The sequence below is a fragment of the Candidatus Methylacidiphilales bacterium genome, from assembly GCA_025056655.1.
GTDB lineage: Bacteria > Verrucomicrobiota > Verrucomicrobiia > Methylacidiphilales > JANWVL01 > JANWVL01.
Genome location: JANWVL010000129.1, coordinates 1 through 3,745, shown reverse-complemented (window position 1 = coordinate 3,745; position 3,745 = coordinate 1). Strand labels below are relative to the sequence as shown.

Annotated in this window: 4 protein-coding genes; all 4 read left to right on the top strand. The window is 40.3% G+C overall.

Features of this window, described 5'->3' with window-relative positions; genetic code table 11:
- Window positions 1-1,609: hypothetical protein (locus NZM04_08315; GenBank protein ID MCS7064026.1), on the top strand; the 1,609-nt coding region annotated here is incomplete at its 5' end.
- Window positions 1,581-2,468, top strand: a complete 888-nt coding sequence (locus NZM04_08310; GenBank protein MCS7064025.1) for a glycosyltransferase — start codon at window positions 1,581-1,583, stop codon at window positions 2,466-2,468. The genes NZM04_08315 and NZM04_08310, both read left to right, overlap by 29 nt.
- A gap of 17 nt (window positions 2,469-2,485) precedes the next feature.
- On the top strand, window positions 2,486-3,478 hold the full coding sequence (locus tag NZM04_08305) for a glycosyltransferase (protein MCS7064024.1): 993 nt from the start codon (window positions 2,486-2,488) through the stop codon (window positions 3,476-3,478).
- A 21-nt stretch (window positions 3,479-3,499) separates the two neighbouring features.
- Window positions 3,500-3,745 (top strand): hypothetical protein (locus NZM04_08300; protein ID MCS7064023.1); only part of this gene is annotated, 246 nt, incomplete at its 3' end.

Here is a 3,745-nt window from a genome sequence, read left to right as displayed (position 1 = left end):
TTATCAACGCCTCCACCAAAAAACAGGCATCCTCCCACAGATCCCTTGCCATCTCTATGCCGTCATATACTACCCACCTTGGGTCTCCATGAACTCAGCCCTCTACCGCCGCTCCATCCACAAGCAGCTTGGCCTATGGCCTACTGATGCCCTCTCCTTCGCAGATTGCCTATTCGCTCGTGATTATTTCGTTCACTACCAAGCCTATTACGAACCTTCTACTCAAGCCTTTTGGCGACAACACCCTCAGCAGGCTTCCCAGAGCCAGCCTAGTAATAAAAACAAACAAAATCTATATGTTCTCAAGCTCTTCGATCACATAAAAAAGCTCAGCTACATCCCCACCTATAAAAAAGAACTCTCCGCTGACTTAATCTCACTCCTAACACAGCTTTATTACCTCTTTGCAATCAATCGTAATGGCAAAAAAACCTCGCTCAAAATCAAACTAGCATTCTATATCGACATCATCAGAAAAGTTCTATCCGAAAAACTCCCGGCAAGTATCCTACACTCAAGCAGAATTCCAGCCCACCTAATTCAGACCCTAATCGAAACAACATTCACTGAACTCCTATCAGAAAAAAAAGATTTCACTACTCTCTTATCCCAATCCATCTATGAGTTCAAAAATCGAAAAATCAAGCTTCACTATCATCACAAACTGCCCCATCTCACCACCCTCCCCGCACAGCTCTGCCCCAGGCAAAATAATTTCCCATCCTTCACAACTGTCCTCTTTTACCACGATAATCCCTCAACGAATAATACAGTATCTTTTAATCGTCTAGAAACAGTCCTTTCACCCACTCAAACGCAAATTATTACTCTCCCCTCACTTAAAGACTTGGTTGTTGATCGCCTTCTAGATGCCATCTATAATACAAGTGCTGACTACCTCTTTTTCCTAGATGCCAACGAAACTCCCTTCCCTGATGCTCTCCCTCTTCTTCTATCCCTAGCAAAAGCACATCCGGAAATCCCTTGGTTCATCCCCAATTCCACGGCAATCTATGAAGAAACACAATATTGCCCAAATAACTCATTAGATAAAAAAAACATCAACTCAAATCACTTTGAATACTACACGTTCCTACCTTTCTACCCTGCTCGATTCCCGTATATTTTCTCTCAAACACCCTTCACAGCCTCAGGCTCGCTAGTAAAAAAAGAAAATCTACTCAAGATCCTATCGACTAGCGCATCTCAAGAACTACGCACACACACCTCCGAATATTTTTTAATCACCGCTCTCGCCTTATCTATAAAGCCAGCATTCGTATGTTCACCCATCGTAATGAAAAGTCGCAAATCACATCTAGAAAATCTCTTTCATTGGACAAATTTCATACAAACTCACACTCCAAAGGAATGGAGAGCAAAACTAAAAACATATCTCAACGAAGAAAATCTACGCGACTATTATACATATCCTTTGATTAAAGCTCTCAGAATTTTTGGCCCACCCCAATCCCTTACCTATAAATGGGCAAAACGCAAGCTTTTATCTCGAAAGTTAAAACAACGCCACTCTATCACAATTTTTATTTCTGATCCGACCAAGGTATCCTGGAACAAAAATGAAAGCTTTTTCCTCAAATCTTTCTGATCCCACAATAGATCAAAATACGAAAACAAATCCACTCTATACTGTTTCAGCATTAGTTTCAGTCTATAGATCAAATCGATTCATTTTCGATAAATTGCTGGATCTGACGGAGCAAACCTTATATAGAAAAGGAAAATTACAAATTATAGTTATCAACACAGCTTCTCCTGAAAAGGAGCATTTCACTATCTTGAAGTTCCTCGAACACTACCCACATTTCACGTATATCTACACCCACCAAAGGGAGTCAGTATATTCAGCCTGGAATCGTGGCATTGTCTTAGCTCAAGCCGATTTGATTACTAATTCGAATACTGATGATCGCCTGCGTCCCGATGCACTAGAGATTATGAGCCAAGCTCTCTTGGACGACAAAGGAGGCGCTGTCTTGGCATATTGTCGTTCATACATCCACCATATACCCAATCAAAAATGGTCAAGCAGAATTCGCTTCAACTCAATCTACCAAAATCATCCAAATAGAAAACCTCACCAACATGAAATTGGACCTAATCCCGTATGGAAGCGAAAGTTGCATGATATCCACGGTTTATTCGACACTCGTTATAGAGCTGCAGGGGACCACGCTTTTTTTAGTCAAATCGCGCAAAAATATCCATTTCTTGAAATTCCGGAAATTCTAGGCCTATGGTATCGAGATAAAAAGAGGAGAAACTTGGGCTTTCTAAGCGACTCAGAACTTAAATCTATACCACCCCAGCCTCTTAAATCAGATCCAATCGAAGTCCAAAAGGAAATAGACTATTGGCGCACTCTAAATCAAGAAGCTGAGATTTACCAAAGTAAGGCTGAAACTATGCCTGAAATACCACTTAAAAGGAAGTGGCTTCTATGGTAAACTTAACTCATAAATCTATGCCAAAGATATCCTGCCTAATCCCGGCTTATAATGAAGCGCATCGCATTTCTGATACGATACTAAGCGCAGTATCATGGGCAGACCAAATCATCGTAATCAACAAATCTTCTACAGACAACACTGCCAATGTAGCTCAATCATGCTCCGAAAAAGTAAAAATCATCAATCGTGCATACTCACCCAAAGGCGATGACAATTTTTTAGAATATATAGAATACCCAGAAAACGATTGGATATTCATTCTCACATGCTCCGAAATCCCAACTAGAAAGCTTATTCACAGTATTGTAAGATTACTCAATAAAAATGAAAAAAATATAGACCTTGTATATATTCCTCGTAGAATGTATTCACTAGGCATAAATCAGTATGGAAGTCCCTGGTATGTAAGCTATTATCCGTTTCTTTTTCACCGACGGCGTGTCAAGGTTCAAAACACAATTCACGATAATATCCGTCCTACTGATTCCTCTCGAACAGTAAGAATCCCTTATTCTGAAGATTGCTGTGTCTATCATTTTACCCATCCTTGTGTGCAAGATTATATACACTCAACCCTCACTTATGCACTAATCGAGGCCAAACAAACTCCTGATGAGCTTGTAAGTAAAAAAATAATCCATTCATTTAAGAATATACAAAAGGCTGCCACATCTATTGCACAAATAAAGGGCGATTGGATACCCGCCTTTTCGGCATGGACAATATACTGGCTGATTACAGTTTTATGCCTATGGGAGAAAACAAGAACCGATAATGTTTCCTCTTTCTATAAAGCTTCAAGAAAAACTTTATTGGAAAATGAATGGACAAATCCTACACTATCACAATCTTATTATTACTCATCTCTACAACTTCCGGTATCACCCTCAAAATTTAAGTTATGGCAACGCTTCCTGGTGGCTATTTTAACTATACCCTATTTTATATCGAAAATCTCATTCATATTTGCTCGCCCTTTCTACAAGAAAAATTTGTCCTCAAGTTAATCTTTCCTAAATTCAGCTAACATGCTATCAAGAATTGAATCAAAGCCCTTAGAGAGCACCATCTCCGTCCAGAATCAGACGGTTTCTGCAACGGTTGCGTTTTGGATAGCGGGGGTCAGTTTTTCAGTAGTCGGTTATCTTTGGTGGAAGGTGTCTGTGGATGGGATTGTGCCAAGTAGTTTTTTTTATTGCACATGGTTGATGGGGGCCGTGGTGGTGGCGGGGATATTTTGGGTTTTCATTCGCCCGCGATACGGCTGGAGCTGG

Coding starts and splice junctions, on each gene's coding strand:
- NZM04_08305 (MCS7064024.1), top strand. CDS start 2,486: ATGCCAAAGATATCCTGCCTAATCCCGGCTTATAATGAAGCGCATCGC.
- NZM04_08310 (MCS7064025.1), top strand. CDS start 1,581: ATGAAAGCTTTTTCCTCAAATCTTTCTGATCCCACAATAGATCAAAAT.